Source organism: Oleiphilus sp. HI0066 (assembly GCF_001635725.1).
The window spans coordinates 1-1,014 of sequence record NZ_LWFH01001375.1; the positions used below are offsets into that span (position 1 = coordinate 1).

Here is a 1,014-nt window from a genome sequence, read left to right on the forward strand (position 1 = left end):
TTGAGTTCAATAATGCTTAGAAAAAACCAAGAATTCCTTACAATATTGAATTCTATTAAATTCAACAGCTTACAAAATGTAAGCCTTACAAAGGTTGCTTAATACATGAGCGATAAAAAAGTAGCACTTATCGTTGGTGCTGGAGATGCTATTGGCAGTGCGATCGCTAGAGAGTTTGCCCTGACGGGTTTGAGTGTATGCATGGTTCGTCGCAGTGAAGAGCTAGTCAAAGAGGCAGCCAAAGCACTTAATGATGAAGGCTATGAAGCACGTGGTTTTGGTGTGGATGCACGCAGCGAAGATGCAGTTCAGGAGCTATTCGAAAATATTGAGAACAACATCGGCGAAATCGGAGTGGTTGTATTTAATGTTGGGGCGAATGTGCCTATGAGTATTCTCGATACAAGTGCACGTAAGTTCTACAAGATATGGGAAATGGCTTGTTTCTCAGGTTTCCTTGTCGGAAGAGAAGCTGCTCGAGTAATGAGTCAGCGTAAGCGCGGAACGATTATCTTTACCGGTGCAACGGCAAGTGTACGAGGCGGCGCTATATTTGGCGCATTTGCCAGTGCAAAACATGGTCTCAGAGCCCTCGCTCAGTCAATGGCTCGAGAGCTTGGGCCAAAGAATATTCATGTTGCGCATGTTGTAATTGATGCGGCCGTAGACACACAGTGGATCCGTGAAAACCACCCCGAGTATCAAAAATTTGTAGAGAAGGATGGAGTCGTTCAACCTGCAGATTTGGCAAAAAATTATGTCATGCTTCATGAGCAACCACGCAACGCGTGGACCTTTGAGCTTGATGTCCGTCCATGGGTAGAGAAGTGGTAACGCTCTTACTATTAGCCAACCCAGCTTGAACGTAATTTATACATATAGGAATAACGATGAGTGATTCAGCAAAGCAAATTGAGTTTTATTTTGATTTTGGTAGCCCGACGGCTTACCTAGCGCACAAACAGCTCGCCAAGATGAGCGACAAATACAATGCTGATGTTGTTTATGAGCCAA

The 1,014-nt window shown here is 44.2% G+C and carries 1 protein-coding gene; it reads left to right on the top strand.

Features of this window, described 5'->3' with window-relative positions:
* Nucleotides 1-105: 105 nt before the first annotated feature.
* Nucleotides 106-834 (top strand): SDR family NAD(P)-dependent oxidoreductase, encoded by a 729-nt coding sequence (locus A3738_RS20810; protein WP_068477877.1) that lies wholly within the window; start codon nt 106-108, stop codon nt 832-834.
* The last annotated feature ends 180 nt before the right edge of the window (nt 835-1,014 follow it).